Origin of the sequence: Microbacterium oleivorans, assembly GCF_001691565.1 — a bacterium.
In the GTDB taxonomy this organism is placed as follows: domain Bacteria; phylum Actinomycetota; class Actinomycetes; order Actinomycetales; family Microbacteriaceae; genus Microbacterium; species Microbacterium oleivorans_B.
In genome coordinates this window covers 64272-88921 of the sequence record NZ_MAYO01000002.1, presented here as the reverse complement: position 1 = coordinate 88921, position 24650 = coordinate 64272, and the positions used below count along the sequence as shown (strand labels likewise).

The window sequence follows — 24650 nt, the reverse complement described above, 5'->3', positions numbered from 1 at the left end:
CGGGGGTCCGGCGCTGTCATCCGCCGTGCCGGGCGCGCGGGTGCACTGTTCCTCCAGCGAAGCCGTGGCAGGCTCGAACGGCCCCGACCCGAGGAGGACCTGACGTGCCCGCATCCCGCTTCGCCCGCATCATCGGCGCGCTGCTCGCCGCCGGTTCCGTCGTCGCGTTCGGCGCGGCGTGCGCCCCCGAATCCCCTCACCGCGAGAAGCAGACCGTCGCCTCCGCGTGCACGGCAGTCGCAGACACCGTGGGGAACGCGATGGCGGTTTTCACCGAAGCGGATGCCGCCGATCCGACTGCCGCCGCGACGGCCACCGCCGGCGCGCGCGACCAGTTGGAGAAGCTGACTCGCTCGATCGACAACGACAGGGTCGGTGCGGTCGTCGCCGACCTGGCGGCAGGATTCGACGTCCTCGCCGACGCGACCTCGGCCGCCGCCGACGGAGACGTGGACGGCGTCACCGGCCTCAGCGAGGCGACCGACCGCATCCGCTCGGGAGTCTCGGAATATCACGATCTGTGCGCGGGATGAGCCGCGCACAACCCTGGTCGCGTACCCTTTCGTGAAGCGACATTCGCCCTGGCGACGGACCGCGGATCCCCGCGGCGACCGGAACGCCGGGCAGCAGCTCGGGGGAGATCGATGTCCGAGATCATCACACGCCAGGACGCGGGCGACACCGTCGCTTCCGACGCGTCCGTCGACGTGCGCTGGGCGCCCGCCGCTCCCGCTCCGAAACCTCGACGTCTCTGGCTGAAGATCGGCGTCCCCGTCGCCGCCGTCGTGGCTGCGACGACCGTCTGCTCGCTCGTCTTGATCGCACCCGGCACGACCGCTGCCGGCGTGCCGGTGGGTGGCCAGACCTCCGGTTCGGCAGCCGACTCGATCTCATCCCGCCTCTCCGCCATCGAGGTCTCCCTCGGCGACGGCGGTCCCACCGTCTCGGCCGCCGACCTCGGTGCGTCCGTGAACGCGTCGGCTCTGGCGGACGCCGCGTTCGCCGGCAGCCCGATGTGGAACGTCGGCGCCTGGTTCGCCGAGTACGGCGCCCCCGAGGTGAGCCTCGACCCCGAACGCGCGACGAACGCGTTGCGCGCCGCGCTGCCCGACGCCTACGCCGATCCGACACCCGCGGCCGTGGCATTCCAGAACGGCGCCTACACGGTCACTCCCGCTGTCGATGGGACCGGCGTCTCGCTCGACGCGGTGCGCCGCGCCCTCGAGTCCGCGCTCAGCTCCGGAGCTGCGACAGCGACCGTGGATCCGACGCCCGAACCCGTGGCCTCCGTCGTCACGACGGTCGCGGCCGAGGCGACGGCGGCGAGCCTCAACGACATGATCGCCGACGCGGGCTTCTATGTGGGCGACGATCGGGCCGTCCCGGTGTCGGCCGACACGCTCGCATCGTGGCTGACTGTGGCAGCGGACGAGTCCGGCACGTTCTCCTTCACGGTGGATGCCGCCGCGATCCAGACCGCTGTCGACGGGCTCCCCGACCAGGTCGATCAGGACCCCGTCGACGCATCCGTCCTCGTGAACGAAGCGGGGACGGTGCTTACCACTCTGGTCGAGGGGCAGGACGGCCGCGTGCTGGGTGACACGTCCGGTGTGGCTCGCGAGTTCGCCGAGCAGCTCGCCGGCGGTGACGCCTCGTACGACCTGGCAGCCGACGTCACTCCTCGAGGCACCGTCAGCACGGTCCGGCTCGCAGAGGTCGATCTGGGAGCACAGCGCCTCTACCTGAAGGAGAACGGCAAGGTCGTCGACACGTGGCTCATCTCGAGCGGTCGGGACGGCGCGATCACCTATCAGGGCCACTACTCCATCGGCTGGCGCACTCCCCTGCAGGACATGAAGGGCACCTCGCGCGACACCGGATCGAAGTACACGCAGCCCGACGTTCCCTGGGTCATGTATTTCAACGGCAACCAGGCCTTCCACGGCGCCTACTGGCACAACAACTTCGGACAGCAGATGAGCGCCGGCTGCGTGAACATGCCGCCCGCTCTCGCGAAGAAGCTGTACGACTGGATGCCCGACGGCGGCGACGTCTGGATCCACGCCTGACACATTCCGGCTCCTCGGAATCCGTCCTGTGCGCGGGACACCGATCACGGTTAGCCTGTGCTCATGGCTGACCTCCGCGTGGAAGAACTGTCGGCGTCGACGATCGTCGCCGTGAACACCCTCTCGCTCAAGCCGGGCCAGGAACGCTTCATCGCACCGGAGAGTTACGCGATTGCAGCGACCGTCGTCGACCCTGCCACGTCGTGGCAGCGGGTCATCCTCGACGGCGACGAGGTCGTCGGCTTCGTGAGCGCCGGCTTCGACGACGACGCCCCGCACGAGCACTTCCGCTCGGTGCTGTGGCGGATCAATGTGGATGCCGACGACCAGGGCCGCGGCATCGGCCGCTACGCCGTCGACCAGCTCGTCGACGAGGCGCGCGCCCGCGGCTTCGATCACGTCAACGTGATCTACGAAGCCGGCGAGGGCGGCCCGGACGCGTTCTTCCGCCGCGTCGGCTTCACTCCCGTCGACGAGACCGAGTACGGCGAGGTCGTCGCGCAGATCCGTCTCTGACCGACCCCGAACGCACGGATGCCCCGGCCCGCTCTCGCGGCCGGGGCATCCGTCTGTCGGATCAGAGTCCGTCGATGATGCCGTTCAGCGTGGCCGACGGGCGCATGACCTTCTCGACCAGCGCGGTGTCGGGACGGTAGTAGCCGCCGATCTCGGCGGGCGAACCCTGCACGGCGATCAGTTCGGCCACGATCGTCTCCTCGTGGGAGGTGAGCGCCTCGGCGACGGGGGCGAACGCCGCCGCCAGCTCGGCGTCGGCGCTCTGGCGGGCCAGCTCCTGAGCCCAGTACGTCGCCAGGTAGTAGTGGCTGCCGCGGTTGTCGATCGTGCCGAGGGCACGGCCGGGGGACTTGTTCTCCTCGAGGAAGGTGCCGGTGGCCGCGTCGAGCGTGTCAGCGAGCACCTTGGCGTGCGCGTTGCCCGTGTAGTCGGCGAGGTGCTCGAAGGATGCCGCCAGCGCGAAGAACTCACCCAGGGAATCCCACCGGAGGTAGTTCTCCTCGACCAGCTGCTGCACGTGCTTCGGAGCGGAGCCGCCCGCACCGGTCTCGAACAGTCCGCCGCCGGCGAGCAGCGGGACGATCGAGAGCATCTTGGCGCTCGTACCGACCTCCAGGATCGGGAACAGGTCGGTCAGGTAGTCGCGGAGCACGTTGCCGGTGACCGAGATGGTGTCCTCGCCCCGGCGGATGCGCTCGAGCGAGTACCGGGTCGCCTCGGCGGGGGCGAGGATCTCGATCGTGAGCCCCTCGGTGTCGTGATCGGCGAGGTAGGTCTTCACCTTCGCGATGAGGTTCGCGTCGTGGGCACGGTTCTCGTCGAGCCAGAACACGGCCGGGTCGCCGGTCGCGCGGGCGCGGGTGACCGCGAGCTTCACCCAGTCCCGGATCGCGACGTCCTTCGTCTGGGTCGCGCGCCAGATGTCGCCGGGCTGGACGGCGTGCGAGAGGAGGACCTCGCCTGCCGCCGTGACGACCTCGACGGTGCCGGCGGTGGTCATCTCGAAGGTCTTGTCGTGCGAGCCGTACTCCTCGGCCGCCTGCGCCATGAGGCCGACGTTGGGCACGGAGCCGATCGTGGCCGGGTCGAGCGGGCCGTTCGCGATCACGTCGTCGATGGTCGCCTGGTAGACGCCGGCGTAGGACGAATCGGGGATCACGGCGATCGTGTCGGCCTCGCCGCCGTCGGCGCCCCACAACTTGCCGCCGTTGCGGATGAGCGCCGGCATCGACGCGTCCACGATCACGTCGGAGGGGACGTGGAGGTTCGTGATGCCCTTGTCGGAGTTGACGTACGACAGCCCCGGGCCGGCCGCGATCGCCGCGTCGAACGCTGCACGGATCTCGTCGCCGCCCTCGACGTGGCCGAGACCGGCGAGGATCGCGCCGAGTCCGTCGTTGGGGGTGAGCCCCGCCGCCGCGAGCGTGTCGCCGAAACGCGAGAACACGTCGGCGAAGAAAGCGCGGACGACGTGTCCGAAGATGATCGGGTCGCTGACCTTCATCATGGTGGCCTTGAGGTGCACGGAGTAGAGCACGTCCTCGGCCTGCGCCTGCGCCACGGTGTCGGCGAGGAACGCGTCGAGCGCCTTCGCCGAGAGGAACGTCGCGTCGACGACCTCGCCGGCGAGGACCTTCAGGCCGGACTTCAGCTCGGTGACGGCGCCGTCCTCGCCCGTGAAACGGATCGACAGGACGTCGTCGCCCTCGAGCACCGTGGAGGTCTCGTTGGACTTGAAGTCGTCGTGGCCGAGCGTGGCGACGCGCGTCTTGCTGCCCTCCGCGAAGGCCTTGTTGCGGTGCGGGTGCTTGCGGGCGTAGTTCTTCACCGACAGGGGGGCGCGACGGTCGCTGTTGCCCTCGCGCAGGACGGGGTTGACCGCCGATCCCTTGACGCGGTCGTAGCGGGCGCGGACGTCCTTCTCGCCGGCATCCTTCGGCTCGTCCGGGTAGTTCGGGACGTCGTAGCCCGCGGCCTGCAGCTCGGCGATCGCGGCCTTGAGCTGCGGGATGGATGCCGAGATGTTCGGCAGCTTGATGATGTTCGCCTCGGGCTGGGTCGCGAGAGCGCCGAGCTCGGCGAGCGCGTCGCCGACCTTCTGCTCCGCGGTGAGCTTCTCGGGGAAGAGGGCGAGGATGCGGCCGGCGAGCGAGATGTCGCGCGTGTCGATGCGGACGCCCGCCTTGCCTGCGAAGGCCTCGACGATCGGCAGGAAGGACGCCGTCGCCAGCGCAGGGGCCTCGTCGGTGTAGGTGTAGATGATGGTGGAATCAGGCACGTGTCGTCTCCAGGAAAAGGGCGTCGCGGATGCCCCTCAGCGTATCGCACCACCCCGGTTTCTCTCGATATCGAGATATCTCCGGCGGTGACCCTCGACCGCTAGTGTGAGCCAATGCCGCGCTTCGATCTGCCTCTGTCCGACCTCCGCGACTACCGTCCCGAGATCCGCGTCCCCGCAGACTTCGACGACTTCTGGACCAGCACCGTCACCGGTGCGCGAGAGGCGGGCGGTGCCCCCGTCGTCAGCCCCGTCGAGACACCTCTCCGCGGCATCGACGCGTTCGACGTGACCTTCCCCGGCTTCGCGGGCGATCCCGTCAAGGGATGGCTGCTCCTCCCGGCTCAGCGGAACGGCGCGCTGCCGGCCGTCGTGGAGTTCAACGGGTACGGCGGCGGCCGCGGCCTCCCCTTCGAGCGTCTGGGGTGGGCGGCATCCGGGTACGCGCACTTCTTCATGGACACCCGCGGTCAGGGAAGCGCCTGGGGCTCGGGAGGCGCGACCCCCGATCCGCACGGCGCCGGTCCCGCCTTCCCCGGGTTCATGACCCGGGGCATCGACGACCCCGAGACGTATTACTACCGTCGCGTCTTCACCGACGCGGTGCGCGCGATCGACGCGGTGCGCTCCCTCCCCGAGGTGGATGCCGCCCGCGTCGCCGTCTGCGGCGGCAGTCAGGGCGGCGGCATCGCGATCGCCGCGGCCGCCCTCAGCGACGACCTGGTCGCGTCGATGCCCGACGTGCCGTTCCTGTGTCACTTCGAGCGCGCCGTCGGCATGACAGGGCGCGACCCGTACGAGGAGATCGCCCGCTACCTCTCGGTCCACCGCGGCGCCGAGGAGCGCGTCTTCGAGACCCTGTCGTATTTCGACGGGGTGACCTTCGCGGCGCGGGCACAGGCGGCATCCCTGTTCTCCGTCGCTCTGCTCGATCCCATCTGCCCGCCGTCGACCGTCTTCGCGGCGTTCAACGCGTGGGCGGGAGCGGACAAGGAGATCGAGGTCTTCCCGTTCAACGAGCACGAGGGGGGTCAAGCCCACCAGTGGCAGCGTCAGGCCCAGTTCCTGGCGGCGCGGGTCTGAACGCCATGAGTCTCACGCGCCGTGCCCTTCACGCCGACTGGACCGTCCACGCCGCTGCCGGACCGGTCCCCGAGCCCCTCGCGGGTCTCACGATCCCCGCCGCCGTTCCCGGCGGCATCCATGTCGACCTCCTCGCGGAAGGCCTGATCCCCGACCCATTCCACGGCGACAACGAGTCGCTGCTGGCATGGATCGGTCTCGTGGACTGGACCTACCGGACCACCTTCGCGTGGACGCCCGACGGCGACGATCGGCACGACCTCGTCTTCGACGGGCTCGACACGGTGGCGACGATCCGTCTCAACGGCGAGGCGATCGGCGAGGTCGCGAACCAGCACCGCTCCTACCGGTACGACGTCGCGGCTCTCCTGCGGGAGGGCGCGAACGAGCTGGAGGTGGCCTTCCGAGCGCCCGTCCCCTACGCGAATCAGGCGAGCCTCGACCTCGGAGCGCGACCGCGCCCCTACCCGCTGCCGTACGAGGCGATCCGCAAGTCCGCCTGCAGCTTCGGCTGGGACTGGGGCATCGCGACGTACACGAGCGGAATCTGGAAAGCCGTCCACCTCGAGTCCTGGTCGACGGCGCGCCTCGCCGAGGCTCGCGTCGTGGCGACGCCGGAGGGCGACGGCGGGCGGGTCTGCGTCGACGTCGTCCTGGATCGAACGGATGCCGGTGGACATCCGGCCGCCGTCCGCGTGACCGTGCGGGGGCCGGGCGCGGAGGGCAGTGCGGAGGTCACTGCGGAGGCGACACTCGAGGGCGCCGAGGGTCGCGTCGAGGTCTATTTGGGCGACGTCGAGCGCTGGTGGCCGGTCGGTCACGGGGATCAGCCGCTCTACACGGTCGAGGTCATCCTGGAACGCGAAGGCGTCGTCATCGACGGGGCCGCGCGTCGCGTCGGGTTCCGGACGGTGAGATGGAACACCGAACCGGATGCCGACGGCACTCCGTACGAGCTCCACGTGAACGAGCGCCCCGTCCTGGTGAAGGGCGTCAACTGGATCCCCGACGACGCGCTACCTGTCCGCGTCGACCGCGATCGCTACGCGCGCCGCCTGCGACAGGCCGTCGAGGCGAACATCAACCTGGTCCGCGTCTGGGGCGGTGGGCTGTATGAGTCCGACGACTTCTACGAGCTCGCCGACGAGATGGGTCTGCTCGTCTGGCAGGACTTCCTGTTCGCCTGCGCGGCGTATCCCGAGGAGGAGCCGCTGCGCTCCGAGATCGAGGCCGAAGCACGCGAGAACATCCTGCGGCTCGCCCCGCACGCCTCGCTCGTCCAGCTCGTCGGCAACAACGAGAACCTGTGGGGCTTCGAGGAATGGGGCTGGAAGCTGAGCCTCGACGGGAAGAGCTGGGGGGCGACGTACTACTACGAGCTCTTCCCGGCTCTCGTCGCGGAGCTCGCTCCTCACGTGCCGTATGCGCCCGGCAGTCCCTTCAGCCCGGAGACGGAATGGGATGCCGCATCCGGTCGGCAGACCGGTCCGCACCCGAACGACGAGACGCGCGGCAGCGTCCACCTGTGGGCGCAGTGGAACTTCCGCGACTGGGCGACCTATCGCGAGCACACGCCGCGTTTCGTGGCCGAGTTCGGATGGCAGGCGCCGCCGGCCTGGACGACGCTGACGAGCGCCGTCGACGACGACCCGCTGACGCCGGAGTCACCGGGCATGATCGTCCACCAGAAGGCGACCGACGGGAACAAGAAGCTGACGAGCGGGTTGCTCCCCCACTTCCGCGTCCCGGCGGACATGGAGACCTGGCACTGGGCGATGCAGCTCAACCAGGCCCTCGCCGTCGGAGCCGCGCTCGACCATTTCCGGTCGTGGGCGCCGCACACGATGGGCGCGATCGTGTGGCAGCTCAACGACTGCTGGCCCGTGACGTCGTGGGCGGCGATCGACGGGGCCGAGCGGGTGAAGCCGCTCTATCACGCACTGAAGAGGGCCTTCGCGCCACGCGTTCTGACCGTCCAGCCGCGCGGCACGGACCTCGCCGCAGTTCTCGGGAACGACACCGACGAGACCTGGCGCGCCGCGGTGCGGCTGCGGCGGATGACGTTCCGCGGCGACGTGCTCGCCGAGACCACCGCCGACGTGACGGTCGATCCCCGCGGCACGCTCGCCGTTCCGATCGAGGCCGTTGTCGGGACCGCGACCGATGCTGCGGACGAGGTCCTCGTCGTCGAAGCCGGAGACGAGCGCGGTGTCTGGTACTTCGCCGAGCCGCGTGACTCGACGCTCGGGGACCCCGGTCTGTCCGTCTCGACGCGGGCCGTCGCCGGCGGGACCGAGGTCAGCATCACGGCGGCCGGGTTCGCCCGCGACGTGACCCTGCTCGCCGACAAAGCGCACCCCTCTGCTCAGCCCGAGGACGGGCTGCTGACGCTCCTCCCGGGCGAGACCGGACGGATCGTCGTTCGCCACCGCGACGACGTCCGGCTCGAGGCTGATGCCCTGGCCGACCCGCGCGTACTCCGGTCGGCGAACCAACTGGTGGTCGGCGCCGGCGCGGGAGGCGTCCGATGACCGGGCGCACGGTCCTGGCTGTCGACGCCGGTCAGAGCGGCATGAAGGTGCGGATCGAGGCGGGTGAGCGTCGCGAGGAGTTCGAGTTCGGCGGCATCCACACCGGCACCGATCTGCTGCCGCAGCTCGCGCAGGTCGTCCGCGACACGGTCGCCCGTTCCGGGGTCGCGCCCGACCTCGTCACGGCGGGCGTCTCAGGGCTCACCGACCGGGAGGCCGATGCCGGTGCCCTCCTGGGCCTCGTCGAGGCCCACGGTGCGCAGGGCGTGGTTCTCGCCCACGACTCCACGACGTCGTTCCTGGGCGCCCTCGGCGATCGCCCCGGTGTCGTGGTCGCCTCGGGGACCGGCGTCGTCACGCTCGGCGTCGGCGCCACAACCACCGCCCGGGTCGACGGGTGGGGGTGGATCATGGGAGACGCCGGAAGCGGGTACTGGATCGGCCGCGAGGCCCTCGACGCCGTCATGCGCGCGTTCGACGGACGCGGGCCGGCGACGACGCTGACGGAGGTCGCCCGCGGACTCTGGCCCGACCTCACCCAGGCGTACATCGAGCTGCAGGCGAACCATGATCGCGTCCGGGTCGTGGCGTCGCTGGCGCGCGATGTCGCCGCCGCGGCAGGCGCGGAAGACGCAGTCGCGCTCGACATCTCCGCACGCGCGGCCGCGGAACTGGCGCACAGCGTGCGGACGGCGGCATCGACGGTGCGCAGCAACGAGACGGAGCTCCCCGTCTGCGCGATCGGCGGCGTCTTCTCCTCGGCCCCGCTCCGGACCGCGTTCGCACGGGAGGTCGACGCGGACGCACACCTCAGGCTGGTGGATCCCGGCGGCGTCGGCATCGACGGCGCCCTCGCGCTCGCGAGTCTCGACCCGCGGCATCCGCTCGGCGCCGTCGTCCACCGCGCCGGCGCCGCCTGATTCGGGCCGCGCCGGTTTCGGGCCGAGCCGGTGCGCCGGATTCGGAGATCCGCCTCGGATTCGGACCGCGACCCGCGCGCACGCCCGAATCCGAGCGCACGGTCCGAATCCGGCCCCGGGGCCGCCGGCCGCGCCGCACCTTCTGCACAGGTGACTCGGCACGCGAGCCGACCCCTGTCTGCAGCATCGGGCACGGACATTCGTGGCCGGGCGCCACGCTCGTCTCATGGACTACGGCGCCTGGGTGGAGCAGCGCGGAGGGATCGCGCATCGGACGGCGATCCTGGCCGCGGGCGGGACGCCGCGCGGACTGCAGCGCGCCTGCGCCACCGGCGAGCTCCAACGTCTCCGCCGCTACTGGGTCGCGACAGCGTCAGCCCCGAGCGATCTCCGCGCCGCAGCCGCCGCGACGGCCAAGGTCGCATGTGCCTCGGCGGCGCGCCGACGCGGATGGTGGATGCCTCCCTCCACCGACCATCGGCTCCACCTGCACGTGCTTCCCCACGCCGAACGGCCCCGCACGGATGACGTGATTCATTGGACTCAGCCCATCGCGCCTACAGGCCGATACTCTCTGATCGAGTCCGTGCACGACTCGCTCGATCACATCTCGGTGTGCGCCGACGCCGAGACCGCTGCCGTTCTCTGGGAATCGGCCTGTCGCACCGAGCGCTTCACACCGGCTGACCTGAGACGCGTGCGGTGGCGGTCCGCATCCGCTCGGGAACTCTGCGAACAGATGACGGGGCTGCACGACTCCGGGTTGGAGACGATCTTCGCGGTGAGGATGCGGAGTGCGGGCGTCGCGGTTCGGTTCCAGCAGGTCGTCGCCGGACACCCGGTCGACGCGCTGATCGGAGAGCGCCTGGTGGTGCAGCTCGACGGCTTCGCTTTCCACTCGACCTCGGCCGATCGGACGCGCGATGTCGCGCACGACCGCGAACTCGTTGCGCGCGGGTACACCGTGCTGCGCTTCACCTATGCGGAGGTGCTGCACCGCTGGGACGTCGTGGAGCGCTCCATCGCTCGCGCGATCGCGCAGGGCGCGCACCTCGGATTCGGAGATCCGCTTCGGATTCGGATCTGAGCTCACGAACTGATCCGAATCCGAGGCGGCGATCCGAATCCGGGGCGCAGGCGGTCACCCACGAACGACGGATGCCGGGGCCCCGACATCGGGCCCCGGCATCCGTCCGCGGATCAGCGCCGGCTCAAACGAGCGACTCGCGCCAGGCGCGGTGCAGCTGGGCGAACTTGCCCGTCCCCGCGATGAGCGTGTCGGGGGTGTCGTCCTCGATGATGCGGCCGTGCTCCATGACGAGCACGCGGTCGGCGATCGCGACCGTCGAGAGGCGGTGGGCGATGATGATCGCGGTGCGGTCGGCGAGCAGCGTGCCGAGCGCCTCCTGGATCTGCCGTTCGCTCGGGATGTCGAGCGACGCCGTGGCCTCGTCGAGGATCAGGACAGCCGGGTCGGCGAGGAAGGCTCGTGCGAACGAGATCAGCTGACGCTGTCCCGCCGACACGCGGCCGCCGCGCTTGTTCACGTCGGTGTCGTACCCGTCGGGCAGCTTCTGGATGAAGTCGTCCGCCCCCACGGCCCGCGCGGCCGCTCGGATCTCGTCCATCGTCGCATCGGGCTTGCCGAGCGCGATGTTGTCGGCGACGGTTCCGCTGAACAGGTACGCCTCCTGCGTGACCATGACGATCGCGCGGCGCAGGTCCTTCGGGTGCAGCTCCCGCAGGTCGACGCCGTCGAGCGTCACCGCGCCCTTCGTGGGGTCGTAGAAGCGCGCGACCAGCTTGGCGAGCGTCGACTTGCCGGCACCCGTGGTCCCGACGAGGGCGATCGTCTGCCCGGCGGGGATGTCGAGCCGGAAGTCGGGCAGGATCGTCTTCGTCTCGGAGTACCCGAAGGTCACGTCGTCGAAGCGCAGGTGGCCGCTGGCCTCGCGCAGGTCGACGGGCTTCGCCGGATCGGGGACGGTCGGCGACTCCTCGAGCACACCCGACACCTTCTCGAGGGCAGCCGTGGCCGACTGGTAGGAGTTCAGGAAGAACGCCACCTCCTGCATGGGAGCGAAGAAGTTCCGCACGTACAGGACCGCCGACAGCAGGAAGCCGAGCTCGAGCGCCCCGCTCACCACGCGCAGCCCGCCCCAGAGGAGGACCGCCGCGAGGGCGAAGGATGCCAGGGCCATCATCGCGGGCTCGAACGTGCCGAACAGGCGGATCGAGCGCATGTTGATGTCGCGGTAGTCGCTCGCCAGACCGCCGAACTCGCGGTCGTTCGCCGGCTCCTTGCGGAACGCCTTGACGGCGCGGACACCGGTCATCGTCTCGACGAACTTGACGATCACCTTGGCGCTCACGACGCGGGACTCGCGGTAGACGACCTGCGAGCGCAGGTAGAACCAGCGCATGAGGAAGAACAGCGGGACGCCCATGGCTGCGAGGACGAGACCGGACTGCCAGTCGAGCAGGATCAGCGCGACAAGAGTGAACCCGCCGTACAACAGGCCCGAGACGAGCTCGTTCAGACCGCCGTCCAGCAGCTCGCGGATCGTGTCGAGGTCGCTCGTCTGACGCGAGATGATGCGGCCCGACGTGTACGACTCGTGGAACTCGAGGCTGAGCTTCTGCGTGTGCAGGAAGATCCGCTTGCGAAGGTCGAGCATGACCGCCTGGGTCAGGCGTGCCACGACGACGGCGTACCAGCCGATGAGGGCGGCGCCGCCGATCGCGGAGATCAGGAAGACGATGACGACGACGATTGTCGGCATCCAGTCGGCTTCCTTCTGGACCGCCGGGAGCGCGTTCGCGATGCCCCACCCGACGAGGGCGGGACCGGCGACGCGGAGGACGGTCGAGATGACCAGCACGATCCCCGCGAGGACGAGCTGCATCTTCAGCGGCGTGACGAGCGACCCCAGCAGTCGCAGCGAGCGGCGCCGGATCTGCCGGCTCTCTTCGCGGGTGTAATCGGAGCGGTCTTCGCCGCTGGTGCCCGTGACGGTGCTCACAGGGACACCTCCCTCTCGTGCTGACGTTCCTGCTCGTCCTCGAGGCTCGAGATGACGTGCCGGTAGTGCTCGCTGGTGCGCAGGAGCTCGGAGTGCGTACCGACGGCGGTGACGCGGCCCTCTTCGAGGAGCGCGACGCGGTCGGCGAGCGTGACGGTGGACGGCCGGTGGGCGACGACGAGCGCCGTCGTCTCGGCCAGGACCACCCGGAGGGCGTCTTCGACGAGCGCCTCGGTGTCGACGTCGAGCGCCGACAGGGGGTCGTCGAGGACGAGGACGGCGGGACGCGCGGCGACGGCGCGCGCGAGCGCGAGACGCTGACGCTGACCGCCCGAGAGGCTGAGGCCCTCTTCGCCGATCACGGTGTCGACGCCGTTCGGCAGGTCATCGACGAACGCGGCCTGCGCGACCTGAAGGGCCTCGCGCATCACGCGCTCCCCCTCGGCGCTCTGCGGGTCGAGGTCCTCACGCCCGAGCAGAACGTTCTCCCGGACGGTCTGCGAGAACAGTGTCGCGTCCTCGAAGGCCATGCCGACGTGACGGCGCAGCTCGGTCAACGGCAGGTCGCGGACGTCGACGCCGTCGAGCAGCACACGGCCGCCGGTGACGTCGTAGAGGCGCCCGGGAAGGGTCGTGAGCGTCGTCTTGCCCGAACCGGTGAGCCCCACGAGAGCCATGGTCTCGCCGGGCCGCAGGGCCAGGTCGATGCCGTCGAGCAGGTCGCGCTCTGTCGCCGCGGCATCCTGATACCGGAACCGCGCCCCCTCGAAGACGAGCTCGCCGCGAGGCTCCGCGATCGAGACCGGGTTCTCGGGGTCGACGATCGTGTTCTGCTCGTCGAACACCTCGAAGATGCGGTCCGTCGCGGTGCGCGCGTCGACGAGGAACGAGAACAGGAACCCGATCGACTCGACCGGCCAGCGGAGGATCGTCGCCATCGCGAAGAACGCGATGAGGGCGGCCGTATCGATCTCATCGACCGAGACGAGGTAGATGCCCGCGCCCAGGCACAGCGCGAACGCGATGTCGGGCAGCAGCACGAGCCAGAACCAGATCCAGCCGACGGCCTTGGCCTTGCTGATCTCGGTCTGGCGCAGCGTCTCGGCCTGACGGGTGAACTTGCGGAGCGCATGGCTCCCGCGGCCGAAGGCTTTCAGGACGCGGATGCCGTGGACCGATTCCTCGACCGCGGTCGCGAGGTCGCCCGCCTGGTCCTGGCTCTGCCGCGACAGCATGCCGTAGCGGTTCTCGAACACGAACCCCGCGATCCACAGGGGCGCGGAGACGACGACGAAGATCGTGCCGAGCAGCCAGTGCCAGCTGAAGAGGATCGCCGAACCGACGACGATCGTGATCATGTTCACGACGAGCAGGACGACGCCGAAGGCCATCCACCGGCGGATCAGGCCGATGTCCTGCATCATGCGGCTGAGCAGCTGCCCCGACTGCCAGCGGTCGTGGAAAGCGACCGGCAGGCGCTGGAGGCGGCCGTAGAAGTCGGTGCGGAGCTCGTACTCGACCGCCGTGGCGGGTGCCAGGACGAACCAGCGACGCGCCCACACCATGAGCGCTTCGAGCAGACCGAGGAGCAGCACGGCGCCGCCGCCGAGGGCGATCAGCCACGGGTCACCCGAGGCGATGGGGCCGTTCGCGCCGACGATCTGCTCGAGGACGAGCGGGATGGACAATCCCAGCAGGCTCGCGATGAGCGCACTGAGGGCGCCGAGTCCCAGGCGCGGGAGCACGGGCTTCGCGAACGGGATCAGGCGGGCGAGTGAGCGGGCGGTGGACAGACGAGGATGCGTCGAGGAGGTCATGATCCTGCACAGGTGTGGAGCGGATGCCGGGCGGCGAGGAGCGCAGCGTGGCGCGGACGATCAGGGTCGCGGGGACCCGTCGAGGGAGAACGAAAAGGGGCGCGGGAAGCTTCCGCGCGGGTCAGACCTTCGGTGTCATCCGTGACGGACGGGGTGTCCGGCGACGAGGAAGGCGGCGGACTTCGTGTAGACGATCTCCGGGGACATGGCTTCCTCCTTGATGGGGCCGGACGTGGCGCCCGCATCGTGCGGGAGCCCTCCAGGATATCCCTGTGGATTCGCTGCAAGCAAGCGTTTACCGGAGATCCGTGTCAGATCGCCGCTTCGCGCTCCAGCAGCCGCATCTTGACGTCGAGGCCCCACGCGAACCCGCCGAGCGCTCCCCCGGTGCGCAGCACACGATGGCAGGGCACGAACAGGGCCGGGGCGTTGCGCGCGCAGATGGATGCCACGGCTCGCACCGCGCTCGGCGATCCGAGATGGGCCGCGAACTCTGCGTACGTGAGGGGACGACCCGCCGGGATCCCCCGCAGCGCGCTCCATCCCGCGAGTTGCATCGCCGTGCCGTATTGGCTGACGGGCACGTCGTCGACCGCGGCGAGGTCGCCGTCGTAGTAGGCGGCGACGGCGTCCGCGGAGCGGGCTCGCCCCGTCACCAGGTCGGTGGGCATGCGGTCGGGCCGCAACCGACCCAGGATCGCGTCGGCATCCGCGGTCCACCCCGAGGCGAGGACGCGATCGTCCTCCTCGAGGATCGTGAAGGGGCCGTCAGGCGTGTCGAGGGTCTGCAGGACCGCGCTCATCGGTCGTCCTTCCGAGGTGAGGGTTCGGGGGTGGCCGCGCGCCACGCCTGCGTGACGGGTGCGGCGTACCAGAGGTGCGCCATCAGGTAGCTGCGCCAGGGTGCGACCCGGGTCGACCACGCGGTGAGCCCGGTGGCGTCGGACGGGATGCCGGCCGCCGCGGCTCCCGCCCGGGCGGCCACGTCGCCCGGGAGCAGGACGTCGGGGTCGCCGAGCACCCGCATGCGCACGTAGTCCGCGGTCCAGGGACCGATCCCCGGGAGTGCCAGCAGCCGCTCACGCTGCTCGAGGGTGTCGTCGCCGGGGCTCAGGCGGAGCGACCCGTCGGCGAGCGCGGCTGCGGCCCCGACGATGGCGCGGATCCGGGCGCCCGGACCGCGGAGCACGTCTCCGCCGCGTTCGGCGATCGCGGCGGCGGTCGGGAACAGGACCGCGGGTCCGCTCGGCGACTCCACCGGCTCGCCGAGGGCGGCCGCGAGGCGTCCCGTGACGGTCCGGGCGGATGCGACGCTGATCTGCTGCCCGATCATCGCCCGGATGAGCATCTCATCGGCATCCATCGCCGCGGGCAACCGCACGCCGGGGATGCGCTGGACCAGCGAACGCAGTTCGGGATGCCCCGACAGGGCGGCGTCGATCGCGGTCGGGTCGGCGTCGAGATCGAACAGGCGACGGACCCTCGCGATGAGCGGGGCCAGGTCTCGGAGCGAGGCGAGCTCGGCACGGAGGCGCAACCGGCCCGCGGAATCCTGCCTCACCTCGAACCAGGCGGGACCACCGTCCAGACGGATCGTGCGCGCGAACGATGTCATCTCGCCGGTCTCGACGCCCGGGATCGCGTGCGCCCGCATCCACCCGAACAGCCCTACCGCATCGAACGGCTCTCGGACCGGGAGGACGAGGTCGATGCGCCCCGGCGTCGCCGACGTGCGGCGGCGACGGGCACGCAACTCCGTCGGCGACAGGGCGAAGACCTCGGTCATCGTGTCGTTGAACTGACGGATGCTGCCGAACCCCGCGGCGAAGGCGACATCGGGCATCGACAAGTCGGTGTCCACGAGGAGGGTGCGCGCCGTGTGCGCGCGGTGCGCCCGCGCGAGGGCGAGAGGGCCCGCGCCCAACTCGGCGGTCAGCAGACGGGTGAGGTGACGGTCCGAGTACCCGAGCCGCTCGGCCAGCCCGGGGACTCCGTCGCGGTCGACCACGCCGTCCGCGATGAGGCGCATCGCCCGCCCGGCGACGTCGCCCCGCAGGTTCCACTGCGGAGAGCCGGGGGTCGCCTCGGGCAGACACCGCTTGCACGCCCGGAACCCCGCTTCGTGCGCCGCGGCGCTCGTGGGGAAGAAGGTGACGTTGGCCGCTTTCGGGGTCCGGGCGGGGCAGCTGGGACGGCAGTAGATCCCAGTCGAGTGGACGGCGGTGACGAACTGTCCGTCGAAGCGGGCATCACGCGCGTCGATCGCGCGATATCGCTCGTCGAAGGTCATCGCCGCGATCGTCATGACCTCAGCCTGACACGTCCGTCCGACATCGACTCGCGGGAATCGGACACCACAGCAGGGGCGTCAGACCCGAGCCGGCACCCGCTGCCACTCGAGGGAGGACACGCACAGGTCGAGGAGCGCCTTCATCATGACGTTGGGGCGATCGTCGGCCGGAGCATCGTCGGGTCGGATCACCGCCGCGGTCAGCTGGAGGCCCCGGCGACGGCCGGTGCCCGGGATCGGCGTCAGGTAGACCACCTGTGTGACCCGGACCGTCGCGTCCTCGAACTCCTGTCGCGTCTCCCGTTCCAGACGGAGGAAACGTTTGTCCTCGAGGAGCGGGGTCGCACCCTCCTGCCGGATGAGGGCCTGCACGAGCGGATCGAGGGTGTCCCCCGGAGTCGTCGGCGTACGCACCGATGCGACGAGCGACGCCGGCAGCGCGAGCGCGTCGTCGTTCCCCGCCTCCGGCGCGAAGAAGGCGAGCACCGAGGCATCCGCCATTCGCGAGAAGGCATCGGTCAGGAGCGGGCGGATCTGCGCATAGAGATCCGGGCGGTGCGCGTCGCGGAGCCTCGTGCGCACCTGCGCATCGAGCGAATCACGCTCGGCGTCGTTCACGTTCCGGCGAACCCAGCCGGTGGGAAGGGCGAGCGTGAACTCCGGGTCCGGCGCCAGACCGAGCTGCGCCCGCACACTGACGCGTCGCGCTTGGTCGTCAGAACTCTGAGGATCGGTCATCGGGCTTCTCCGGCTCTGTTATCCAACGCGTACAGGGTTCCCAGGTCGCGGGCGACGGCGTCCTGGAACGTCGCGTCGTCGATCAACCCTCGTGAATGCAGCCGCTCGAGCGCACTGTCTCGGTCGGCACGGATCGCCTGCCGCTCCGCGGGCGGGAGCGCCCCGATCGCGTCACGCGCCTCGGACGCTTGCCCTGCCGCCTCGGTGGTCTCGGCGGGGGGCTCGTAGCGAACGCGGAATCGGACGAACATCGCGATCGTCGCGAGCAGCGACAGCACGAAAGCCGCCACCACCGGGGGGTACCACGCCTGCCACGACGAGAACCCGTCGACTTCTGCCGTGTTGGGAACGGAGACGAGACCGAAGCCCGAGAAGACGAGGGCGACGATGAACACGCCGGCGATGACGGGTTCCCAGCGCGCGCGTTGCGAGACCCAGAAGGCGACCGCGGCGACCTGCGTGATCGCCGTGATGCCGTAGAACACCGACGCCAAGGGGACGGAGCGCTGCGCATCGATGCGGAAGAAATCGAACCGGTCGCCGCCGAGGATCGCGATGGCGGCGATCGGGGCGAGGGCGCCGACGACGGCGAGCACGCCGACGACCCACCACCCGACACGTCGGGCGGCCGTGGGCGCCGGCTTCGACGCGCGCTTGGCCGCCGCCGCGCCGTCCTCGCCGAAAGCCCGGAAGATCTCCGGATGCCGCTGGAAAGCGACCGTCTCGAGACGGCCGAAACGGACGTCGGCGGCGAGGGAGTGGTCCTCGGCCCATTCGGTGGCGCTCTCGTGGAAGAACGTCATGAGACGATCACACTCTCGGTCCAGTCGTCGTCGGCCTGCGCGGTGGGCAGCTCGTCGGGCACGATGCCTCGGACCGGTCGACCTTCGGGGTCGAGGAACTCGAGCGTATGGACGAAGGCGTGGAATTGGCCCACCAGCATCCCGAAGAGTTCGACGACGGTCGGTTCGAAGCGGACCACGACCATCGTACGGTCGCTGATGAAGGTCAGATCGAGCCCCACGAGGGTCGACCCCGAGACCGCATCCTCCAGCGTCCGGACGAGGGCGACTCCGTCTCCGAGGCCATCGGTCACGTAACGGTCGCCATCCGCGAGCTCGGCGGGCAGATCGCCCGGCCGCTCGCCGAAGAACACGCTCACCTGGGCGAGGAGCGGAGCGGGCACGGGCCAGATCTGAAAGGCGAGCGCGGCACCATCGGGTCGCGCATCGAGACCGGCTCGCAGGAGCGCGGGGACCACCTCGCGCCACTGCTCGTTCCACTCCTGCGCCCAAGCATCGCGGATCTCATCGGTGCGGCCCACGACCCACTCATCGGGATCGTCGACCTGTCCCGGGATGATCAACCACCCGGGAACCTCGCTGTGACCGGTGATGCGCCACGATCCGTCGGCCCAGCCCTCCGGCATCCGATCGGTGTCGTCGATCACCCCTGCCATCGTGTCGGTCACAGGATCGCCCCGACCCAGGGGAAGAGCTTGCTCGGTTTGCGATCCGGATTACCCGTCCAGGTCGCGATGTTGTCGAGCGCCTTCCACCCTCCCGACACCGTCGTATACGCCAGATCCCACCCGCCGGCCAGCACCGTCGAGTTGCACCACCCGTTCGCGCCGCCCGCGGCGGCCTGAGCGAGATCGGTCAGCTGCGTCGTGTTCTTGCCGAACATGAAGCGGGTCATGATGTCACCGACGCCCGTCGGGTTCTGGAGGCGCCAGGCGCCCGTCAAGCCCGAGCGGATTCCGAGCCAACCGCCTCCGGCGAGCCGGAAGACGGTGGACACGCTGCCGAGTTGTCCGGCAGCCGCCGACCACGCCGACGGCCGGAAGGCCGTGACCATCTCGGCACCGAACGACAGCAGCCCGGGCTTGCCCCGGAAGAGAAGACCGACCTTGCCGAACGGGATGACACCGACGATCGCGACGAGGAGCTTGTCCATGCCCGCGTCGTCGCGCAGCACCTGATACGCGGTGAGAAGCAGCGTCGCCACACCGATGATTGCTCCGATGAGCGCGAACAGCGGTCCGCCGATGATGATGCCGGCGATCGCCACGATGATGGCGACCACGCTGAGGACCTCGAGGACGACGGCGACGACCCCGTCGACGTTGTCCCAGAACCCGTCTTCGATCGACACCTCGAGCACATCGCCGATGCCGTCGACGGCGGTGTCGAATGCGTCCTCCCAGGTGTCGACCTCGGCGTCGAAGGTCTCGGCGTGCGAGAGGAACTCGTCATACAGGCGACGCTTCTCCTCATCATTCTCGGCCTGCTCCTCGGCGAGATCCTCATTGAGCGTCGGCAAGAGCCGCTCGAACCGCTGCCCCGGCGCGGCCTGATAGCGGGTCCAGGCGTCTTCGCAGGCGTCGACGGCTGATCGGATGCGCGGCTTCGCGTCCTCGACGGCCGTCCCGTAACGGACGAGAACGGGACCGGTCGGCTCGTACATCCGTCCCGCCCGGCGAAGTTCCTCGTAGGTGTCGCCGACGATTTCGCGGATCTTCTCGATCGCTTTGCCCCGCTGGTCGTCACCGTCGCTCGCCAGCTCCTCGAGCACGTCTGCGCTCGCGATCATCTGCCTGCCGATCGTGCCGATCCGCTGACCGCGCTGCTTTATCGTGTCGGCGTCGCCCTCGAGATTCTCGATCGACCGGCCAGCCGGTGAAGTCTCCATGCTCTTTCTCCCCCTCAGACCGCGGTGGGTCGAGTTGCGTCAGTGTTTCCCGACGCGTCGATGTCCATCTGAGATGCCGTTTCGGAGTCCCAATCCGAGAAGCCGTCGAGCACACCCTGGACGTGCTCCTGAATCTTGGTGACGTCGCGCACGAGGTCTTTGCGTCGGTCGTCCCATCGGGACTCGAAGTCACCCACCTTGTCGGCGAGCGCTCCCTTGCCATAAGGCCGACCGATGGCGCCCGCCAGCTCATCCGCTAGCCCGCCGGCATCCTCGAGCTCACCGATGATATTCCTCAGCTGCGTGCTCGTACGCTCCAGCGTCGAGAAGTTGATCCAGACTGCATCCGTCATAGTGCCCCCCTTGCTCCCGTGGGACGTATCCCCTCGATTCAGAGGAAACGCTACCGACGGCTCGTGCATCAGTCGATGGAGAGTACTCCCCTCTTGACTTCACGAGCGGAAGCATGATGTGAAATCCCGAAACCTGGCTCACGCGTCCGCACGTGCGCGACGGCGAGTCCGTACGGTCGAGACACCCGCACCGATGAAGAGCACGACGAGCGCAACGGCGTAGACGACTGCTGCGACCCACTGCCCACCGAAGACGGTATCGCCCGACCGGGTTCCGCCATCGGGGACGAGGAGGGAGAAGCCGAAGGCACTGACCATGGCGGCCGCCGTGGGCCCGAGCACGCCCCGCTGTCCCAACTCGTCACCGGCGCGTGCAGTGAGTGCGACAAACATCGCGAGCGCTGCGGAGATGGCAGCGAGGCTCACCAGGACCGCTGTCGGCGCGGGGAAGAGCGGGTAGGGGATGACGGGGTCCCACTTGGCGTCCATCGACGCGCTCACCTGGCCGCCCGACAGCAGGAGCGACCCGATGAGGTACGCGACCAATGCGATTGCGGGGATGACGGTGATCACGACATAGAAGGTCCGGCTCACGGAGTGTGGAGTTCGCGGCGCCGCACGTGGCGCAGGGATGGGAAGGGTCATCCGCGCCGGATCGACTCGTCGACGGTGCGCGCGTCGACGTGGCCTCCGTACGCAGCCCACGCCACGTAAGCGAAGGGACCGAGCCGTTCGGCCTGCGTCCGGACGGCGACGTCGACGGACGGCGCGTCGCGCGCGATCACCGCACCCCATGCACGGCGCTCGTCCGTCCCGTAAGCCAGGCGGCTCGCGGCGCGATCTGCGGACACGGCGACGTCGCGCGCAGCGTCATCGGGACCGTTCGCGCGAGAGGCGGTCGGAACGGCGGGCGTCACGGCGACACGCACGGCCAGCACCCCCGACGCCACCAGGACAGCGGCTGCGGCCACCCACCACAGCACATAGGCGGGACCGCCTGCCGCTTCCACGAGAATCTCTCGCCGGAGCAGGGCGAACACCGCACCGGCGATCACCGCGACAGCAGCGATGACGGCGCACGCGAGCGCTGTCGCATTCCGACGCACCGCAGCCGGAACGCTCCTGAAGGCCAGCGCGAGGAGAACCGCGGCGCCGGCCACCATCGCGGGGACCGCGACGGCCATGGCGAGGACCGGATCCTGGTTGCCCTCGTTGCGGGGCGGCAGGAGCACCGTGGCACCGGCGAACGCCGCCGCGACACCCGCGATGAGCGCGATCCACCAGCCGCGGGGCCGGGGAGCCGCCTGATCCGCGCGCGGACCCGGCGACGCGGCCTGCGCTTTGGCCCGCTTGTTCGCCACCCCGGCGACCTGACTCGACCAGGCCGCGCGGTCCGCCTCCGGCACGCGCCTGACGGCCAGAGAGAGGATCGACCTGATGTCGTCGGCCTCCCCCACCAGAACGACCTCGCGGACGATCACGATGCGATGTCCGCCGGAGTCACCCAGCTGACGGTCGAGGCGATCGCGGCGAAAGCGGCACTGCTCGCGACGACGGCATCCGAATCCTCGGACGCTCCCTCCTCGATGAGCACGGTCCCCGTCAGCAGGAGGCCCTTCTTGCGATCCGTCTCAGGGACCGGAAGCAGGAAGTTCGACTGGAACTGCTCCACTCCCGCTTCGCTACCCGGTTTGCGTGAGCGCCAGGTGACGATCCGGCCGCTGTCATCCAGCATCTGCGCACCCTCCCGGAAGCGCTGCGCGACCCAGGCGTCGAGCGGCTGCCCGTTCTGGCCCGTGATGACCGAGACGATGAGCGAGACGGGCGCACTCCCCCGCTCCTCGGATGCCGGAGGCAGGATGACGTAGTCCGCTCCGGCCCGAGCGAGATCGCGCATGCTGCGCCGCAGGATGCTGGCGAACGCGCCGTCGAGGTCCGGTCGGCCGGCTCGCCGGAAGACGTCGCTGGCTCGTTGTTCGAAGGACGCCGCCGTGTCCTCCGAGATCGGGTGCGACGTCCACCCCTCCGGCAGCAGCAGGCGGAAGGCGGGTTCGACGCTCGGCGCTCCGAGGATCTCCTCACGCAGACTGACCAAGAGGCGATCCTTCCGTGGAGGCGGTGTCGACGAGCACGACCCGCGCGGTGAGTTCCGTGAACAGCGGGAGTCCGGCGCCGAGATGGTTCAGGCTCGGGCTGGCGACGATCGCCTCGACCAGATGACCGTCGACCAGCCGCTGCAGCTGGAGGATGCCGAGCACACCGCCCTCCGGAAGCTGCTGGATCGTGCTGATGATGCGCGCCTGTGAGGCATCCATCTCCCCGAAGGGCAGAACCTGGCGGGGTATCGACGCGGGCGCCTCATCGAAGAGGTCGTCGAGCGACGCGAGATCCGTCGGGGCCGCGTAGACCGACACGATCGCGCGGCCGGGAAGGCCGTCGGGGCAGAAGAGGAGGTTCGCGACGGCATCCTCGTCCGCCAGCTCGGCGAAGCCCCGCAGGTCTGCGGCGACCGCCTGCGGATCGTCCTGACGTTCCGGGTCGATCAGCAGTTCGGACGTCGAGTGCGCCGCCCACCGCTCGATCTCGCTCGCGGCCGGGATGGCCAGGAACCAGCGGTCGTCGAGGGTCACCTCGACCGCGGTGGGCATCACCAGCCGCCGGTCGCGCGGTCGTAGGCGAAGCCGAAACCGGCCTTGCCCAGGTTGTCGACGACGTCGAGGACGCCATTGCCCCCCGCGAGCATGTCTTGCATGATGTTGCCGTTCGTCGCATTGCTGAGGAACTGGTTGAGGTTCGAGCTCGCCTTGTTCGAGAGACCGGATGCCGCCTCCGAGACGGTCCGCTGCATCGCCCCCTCCCCGCCGAAGAGCAACCGCTGACCGATGGACGGGCCGTCGAGGCCGCGGAAGAAGTTTCGCATGACGCGGGTCCCGTTCGTGTTGACGAGGGTGCCGGCCGCGTCGTGGAACACCTGGCCGGTACGGCCGCTGGAGAGGAGCGTCGTGAGGCGCGACCCGTTCCGCCAGCCCGCCCCGACCATGTCGCCGCCCATGTCGACGAGTCCGCGGCCGAGCGCACCCAAACGACCCATGCCGCTGGCCGCCCGGACGGCGCCGAAGGCGGAGAAGGCTTTGCCGAACGGGAAGACGCCGATCGCGGCGACGGCGATGTCGACCCAGGTTCCGCGACCGCCGGCGACCTTGAGGCAGGTCACCGCGAGCGCCGCGAGGCCAACGAGGGCCGCGGCGAGGATGAAGGGTCCGCCGATGATGCAGGCGGCGATCGCCAGCACGATGCCGGCGTACGACAGGATGTCGCCGAGAACCTCGAGGGCGGGAAGAGCGTTGTCGAGCCAGCTGTCCTCGACGCCGTCGTCGTTGGCATCCTTCACACCGTTGCGGGCGTCCTCGTACGCACCCCACCACGTGTCGTAGACGCCTTCGTACTGACGCGCGAGAGTCTCCCATTCGCCGCGGGCGCCGTCGACGTCGCCTTGAGTCGTACGGTCGTCGGTCTGCCCCTCCTCCGGCTCGGGCAGTTGCGAGTCCTCGGAGAACTGGCCGCGAGCACTCTCGTACTCCTGCCACTTCTGCTCGAGGTCCGGCATGAGCCGCCGCAGGTCGGTCTGCACACCGTCGAGGGCGCGCCCGTACCGCAGGATGGCGGTACCGCTGGGACGGTATCGTTCGCCGGCGGTCCGGAGGTCGCCGGTCATGTCACCGACCTTGTCTTTGATGGCGTCGAGGCTCTTACCGCGGCACGTCGCGCCCAGGTTGATCGTGTCGAGCAGATTCGCTGCCGCGATCATCTCGTCGCCGAGGGTCTCGATGTCGATCCCCCGACGCTCGATCTCGTATGCATCCCCGGTGATCTCGAGGATCTCGTAGTTCTTCGACGGTGTGCGGTCCATGGTCACTCCTCGACCTGGGGGGTCCGAGTGGTGTTGTCGAGGCTCGCAGCTGCCTCGGAATCGAAGTCCGCCCAGGACTTGCCGACCGTGGCAACCTGCTCCTGCACGGAGATGACGCTCTCCCGGAGCGTGTCGCGCTTGTCGTTCCACGCGCTCTCGAACCGATCGATCTCGTCACGGAGACCGCTCTCACCATGCGGGGCGCCGATCCAGCCTTCGAGCTGGTTGGCGTTGCGACCGGCGTGCTCGAACTCGTCCGCGATGTTGCGCAACGCCTTGTCGAGCGACTCGAGGTCGCTCATCGGGATGTCGATGTCTCTACCCATGGGATTCCTTCATCATGAGAAACAGCGGGATCGGTGAGCGGGTCGTGCCCACGTCAACCGCAGCGAGTGGGCACCGAAGCGGTGCCCACTCGCTGCGATCACGAC

23 protein-coding genes are annotated in these 24650 nt (G+C 69.8%); 7 read left to right on the top strand and 16 right to left on the bottom strand.

What is annotated here, in order from left to right; genetic code table 11:
• The first annotated feature begins 104 nt into the window (after positions 1 to 104).
• The 3 genes from BBA86_RS00690 (at position 105) to BBA86_RS00680 (ending at position 2585) form a co-directional block, all read left to right on the top strand.
• The gene (locus tag BBA86_RS00690) at positions 105 to 533 is read left to right on the top strand and encodes a hypothetical protein (RefSeq protein ID WP_065569785.1); all 429 of its coding nucleotides are present in this window, start codon (positions 105 to 107) and stop codon (positions 531 to 533) included.
• A 111-nt stretch (positions 534 to 644) separates the two neighbouring features.
• Entirely contained in the window at positions 645 to 2069 is a 1425-nt protein-coding gene (locus BBA86_RS00685; protein ID WP_065569784.1) for a L,D-transpeptidase family protein, read from the top strand.
• A gap of 63 nt (positions 2070 to 2132) precedes the next feature.
• Positions 2133 to 2585: a GNAT family N-acetyltransferase gene (locus BBA86_RS00680; protein WP_065570145.1), complete on the top strand. Its 453-nt coding sequence runs from the start codon at positions 2133 to 2135 to the stop codon at positions 2583 to 2585.
• Between the two features lie 61 nt (positions 2586 to 2646).
• Here BBA86_RS00680 and BBA86_RS00675 read toward each other — a convergent pair whose 3' ends face one another.
• Positions 2647 to 4863, bottom strand: coding sequence for an NADP-dependent isocitrate dehydrogenase (locus BBA86_RS00675; protein ID WP_065569783.1), 2217 nt, complete (start codon positions 4861 to 4863; stop codon positions 2647 to 2649).
• Between the two features lie 114 nt (positions 4864 to 4977).
• Between BBA86_RS00675 and BBA86_RS00670 the strand changes: the two genes are divergently transcribed.
• From BBA86_RS00670 to BBA86_RS00655, 4 genes are all read left to right on the top strand, one after another.
• Complete coding sequence (locus BBA86_RS00670; protein WP_065569782.1) at positions 4978 to 5946, top strand: acetylxylan esterase; 969 nt, start codon at positions 4978 to 4980, stop codon at positions 5944 to 5946.
• A 5-nt stretch (positions 5947 to 5951) separates the two neighbouring features.
• Positions 5952 to 8477 (top strand): glycoside hydrolase family 2 protein, encoded by a 2526-nt coding sequence (locus BBA86_RS00665; protein ID WP_065569781.1) that lies wholly within the window; start codon positions 5952 to 5954, stop codon positions 8475 to 8477.
• Positions 8474 to 9397, top strand: coding sequence for an N-acetylglucosamine kinase (locus BBA86_RS00660; protein ID WP_065569780.1), 924 nt, complete (start codon positions 8474 to 8476; stop codon positions 9395 to 9397). Before BBA86_RS00665 ends, BBA86_RS00660 begins: the two co-directional genes overlap by 4 nt.
• A gap of 226 nt (positions 9398 to 9623) precedes the next feature.
• Entirely contained in the window at positions 9624 to 10484 is an 861-nt protein-coding gene (locus BBA86_RS00655; protein ID WP_065569779.1) for an endonuclease domain-containing protein, read from the top strand.
• A 124-nt stretch (positions 10485 to 10608) separates the two neighbouring features.
• Here the strand turns inward: BBA86_RS00655 and BBA86_RS00650 are convergent, their stop codons facing one another.
• The 15 genes from BBA86_RS00650 to BBA86_RS00580 form a co-directional block, all read right to left on the bottom strand.
• The gene (locus BBA86_RS00650; RefSeq protein WP_065569778.1) at positions 10609 to 12420 is read right to left on the bottom strand and encodes an ABC transporter ATP-binding protein; all 1812 of its coding nucleotides are present in this window, start codon (positions 12418 to 12420) and stop codon (positions 10609 to 10611) included.
• The gene (locus BBA86_RS00645; RefSeq protein WP_065569777.1) at positions 12417 to 14237 is read right to left on the bottom strand and encodes an ABC transporter ATP-binding protein; all 1821 of its coding nucleotides are present in this window, start codon (positions 14235 to 14237) and stop codon (positions 12417 to 12419) included. Before BBA86_RS00645 ends, BBA86_RS00650 begins: the two co-directional genes overlap by 4 nt.
• A gap of 311 nt (positions 14238 to 14548) precedes the next feature.
• Complete coding sequence (locus tag BBA86_RS00640; RefSeq protein ID WP_065569776.1) at positions 14549 to 15040, bottom strand: methylated-DNA--[protein]-cysteine S-methyltransferase; 492 nt, start codon at positions 15038 to 15040, stop codon at positions 14549 to 14551.
• Complete coding sequence (locus BBA86_RS00635) at positions 15037 to 16542, bottom strand: AlkA N-terminal domain-containing protein (RefSeq protein ID WP_065569775.1); 1506 nt, start codon at positions 16540 to 16542, stop codon at positions 15037 to 15039. The genes BBA86_RS00640 and BBA86_RS00635 overlap by 4 nt, the downstream gene beginning before the upstream one ends.
• Positions 16543 to 16605: 63 nt before the next feature.
• Positions 16606 to 17265, bottom strand: a complete 660-nt coding sequence (locus BBA86_RS00630; protein WP_065569774.1) for a hypothetical protein — start codon at positions 17263 to 17265, stop codon at positions 16606 to 16608.
• Complete coding sequence (locus BBA86_RS00625; RefSeq protein WP_065569773.1) at positions 17262 to 18068, bottom strand: hypothetical protein; 807 nt, start codon at positions 18066 to 18068, stop codon at positions 17262 to 17264. Before BBA86_RS00625 ends, BBA86_RS00630 begins: the two co-directional genes overlap by 4 nt.
• On the bottom strand, positions 18065 to 18736 hold the full coding sequence (locus BBA86_RS00620; protein ID WP_065569772.1) for a hypothetical protein: 672 nt from the start codon (positions 18734 to 18736) through the stop codon (positions 18065 to 18067). The genes BBA86_RS00625 and BBA86_RS00620 overlap by 4 nt, the downstream gene beginning before the upstream one ends.
• Positions 18733 to 19956, bottom strand: coding sequence for a hypothetical protein (locus BBA86_RS00615; RefSeq protein ID WP_065569771.1), 1224 nt, complete (start codon positions 19954 to 19956; stop codon positions 18733 to 18735). The genes BBA86_RS00620 and BBA86_RS00615 overlap by 4 nt, the downstream gene beginning before the upstream one ends.
• Before the next feature lie 14 nt (positions 19957 to 19970).
• Entirely contained in the window at positions 19971 to 20309 is a 339-nt protein-coding gene (locus BBA86_RS00610) for a hypothetical protein (protein ID WP_065569770.1), read from the bottom strand.
• 138 nt (positions 20310 to 20447) lie between these two features.
• Complete coding sequence (locus BBA86_RS00605; protein WP_141677818.1) at positions 20448 to 20882, bottom strand: hypothetical protein; 435 nt, start codon at positions 20880 to 20882, stop codon at positions 20448 to 20450.
• Positions 20883 to 20950: 68 nt separating this feature from the next.
• Complete coding sequence (locus BBA86_RS00600; RefSeq protein WP_065569768.1) at positions 20951 to 21790, bottom strand: hypothetical protein; 840 nt, start codon at positions 21788 to 21790, stop codon at positions 20951 to 20953.
• Positions 21787 to 22404, bottom strand: coding sequence for a hypothetical protein (locus tag BBA86_RS00595; protein ID WP_065569767.1), 618 nt, complete (start codon positions 22402 to 22404; stop codon positions 21787 to 21789). The genes BBA86_RS00600 and BBA86_RS00595 overlap by 4 nt, the downstream gene beginning before the upstream one ends.
• On the bottom strand, positions 22388 to 22957 hold the full coding sequence (locus tag BBA86_RS00590; RefSeq protein WP_065569766.1) for a hypothetical protein: 570 nt from the start codon (positions 22955 to 22957) through the stop codon (positions 22388 to 22390). Before BBA86_RS00590 ends, BBA86_RS00595 begins: the two co-directional genes overlap by 17 nt.
• Positions 22957 to 24219, bottom strand: a complete 1263-nt coding sequence (locus tag BBA86_RS00585) for a hypothetical protein (RefSeq protein ID WP_065569765.1) — start codon at positions 24217 to 24219, stop codon at positions 22957 to 22959. The genes BBA86_RS00590 and BBA86_RS00585 overlap by 1 nt, the downstream gene beginning before the upstream one ends.
• Before the next feature lie 2 nt (positions 24220 to 24221).
• Positions 24222 to 24545, bottom strand: a complete 324-nt coding sequence (locus tag BBA86_RS00580; protein ID WP_065569764.1) for a hypothetical protein — start codon at positions 24543 to 24545, stop codon at positions 24222 to 24224.
• Positions 24546 to 24650: the final 105 nt, after the last annotated feature.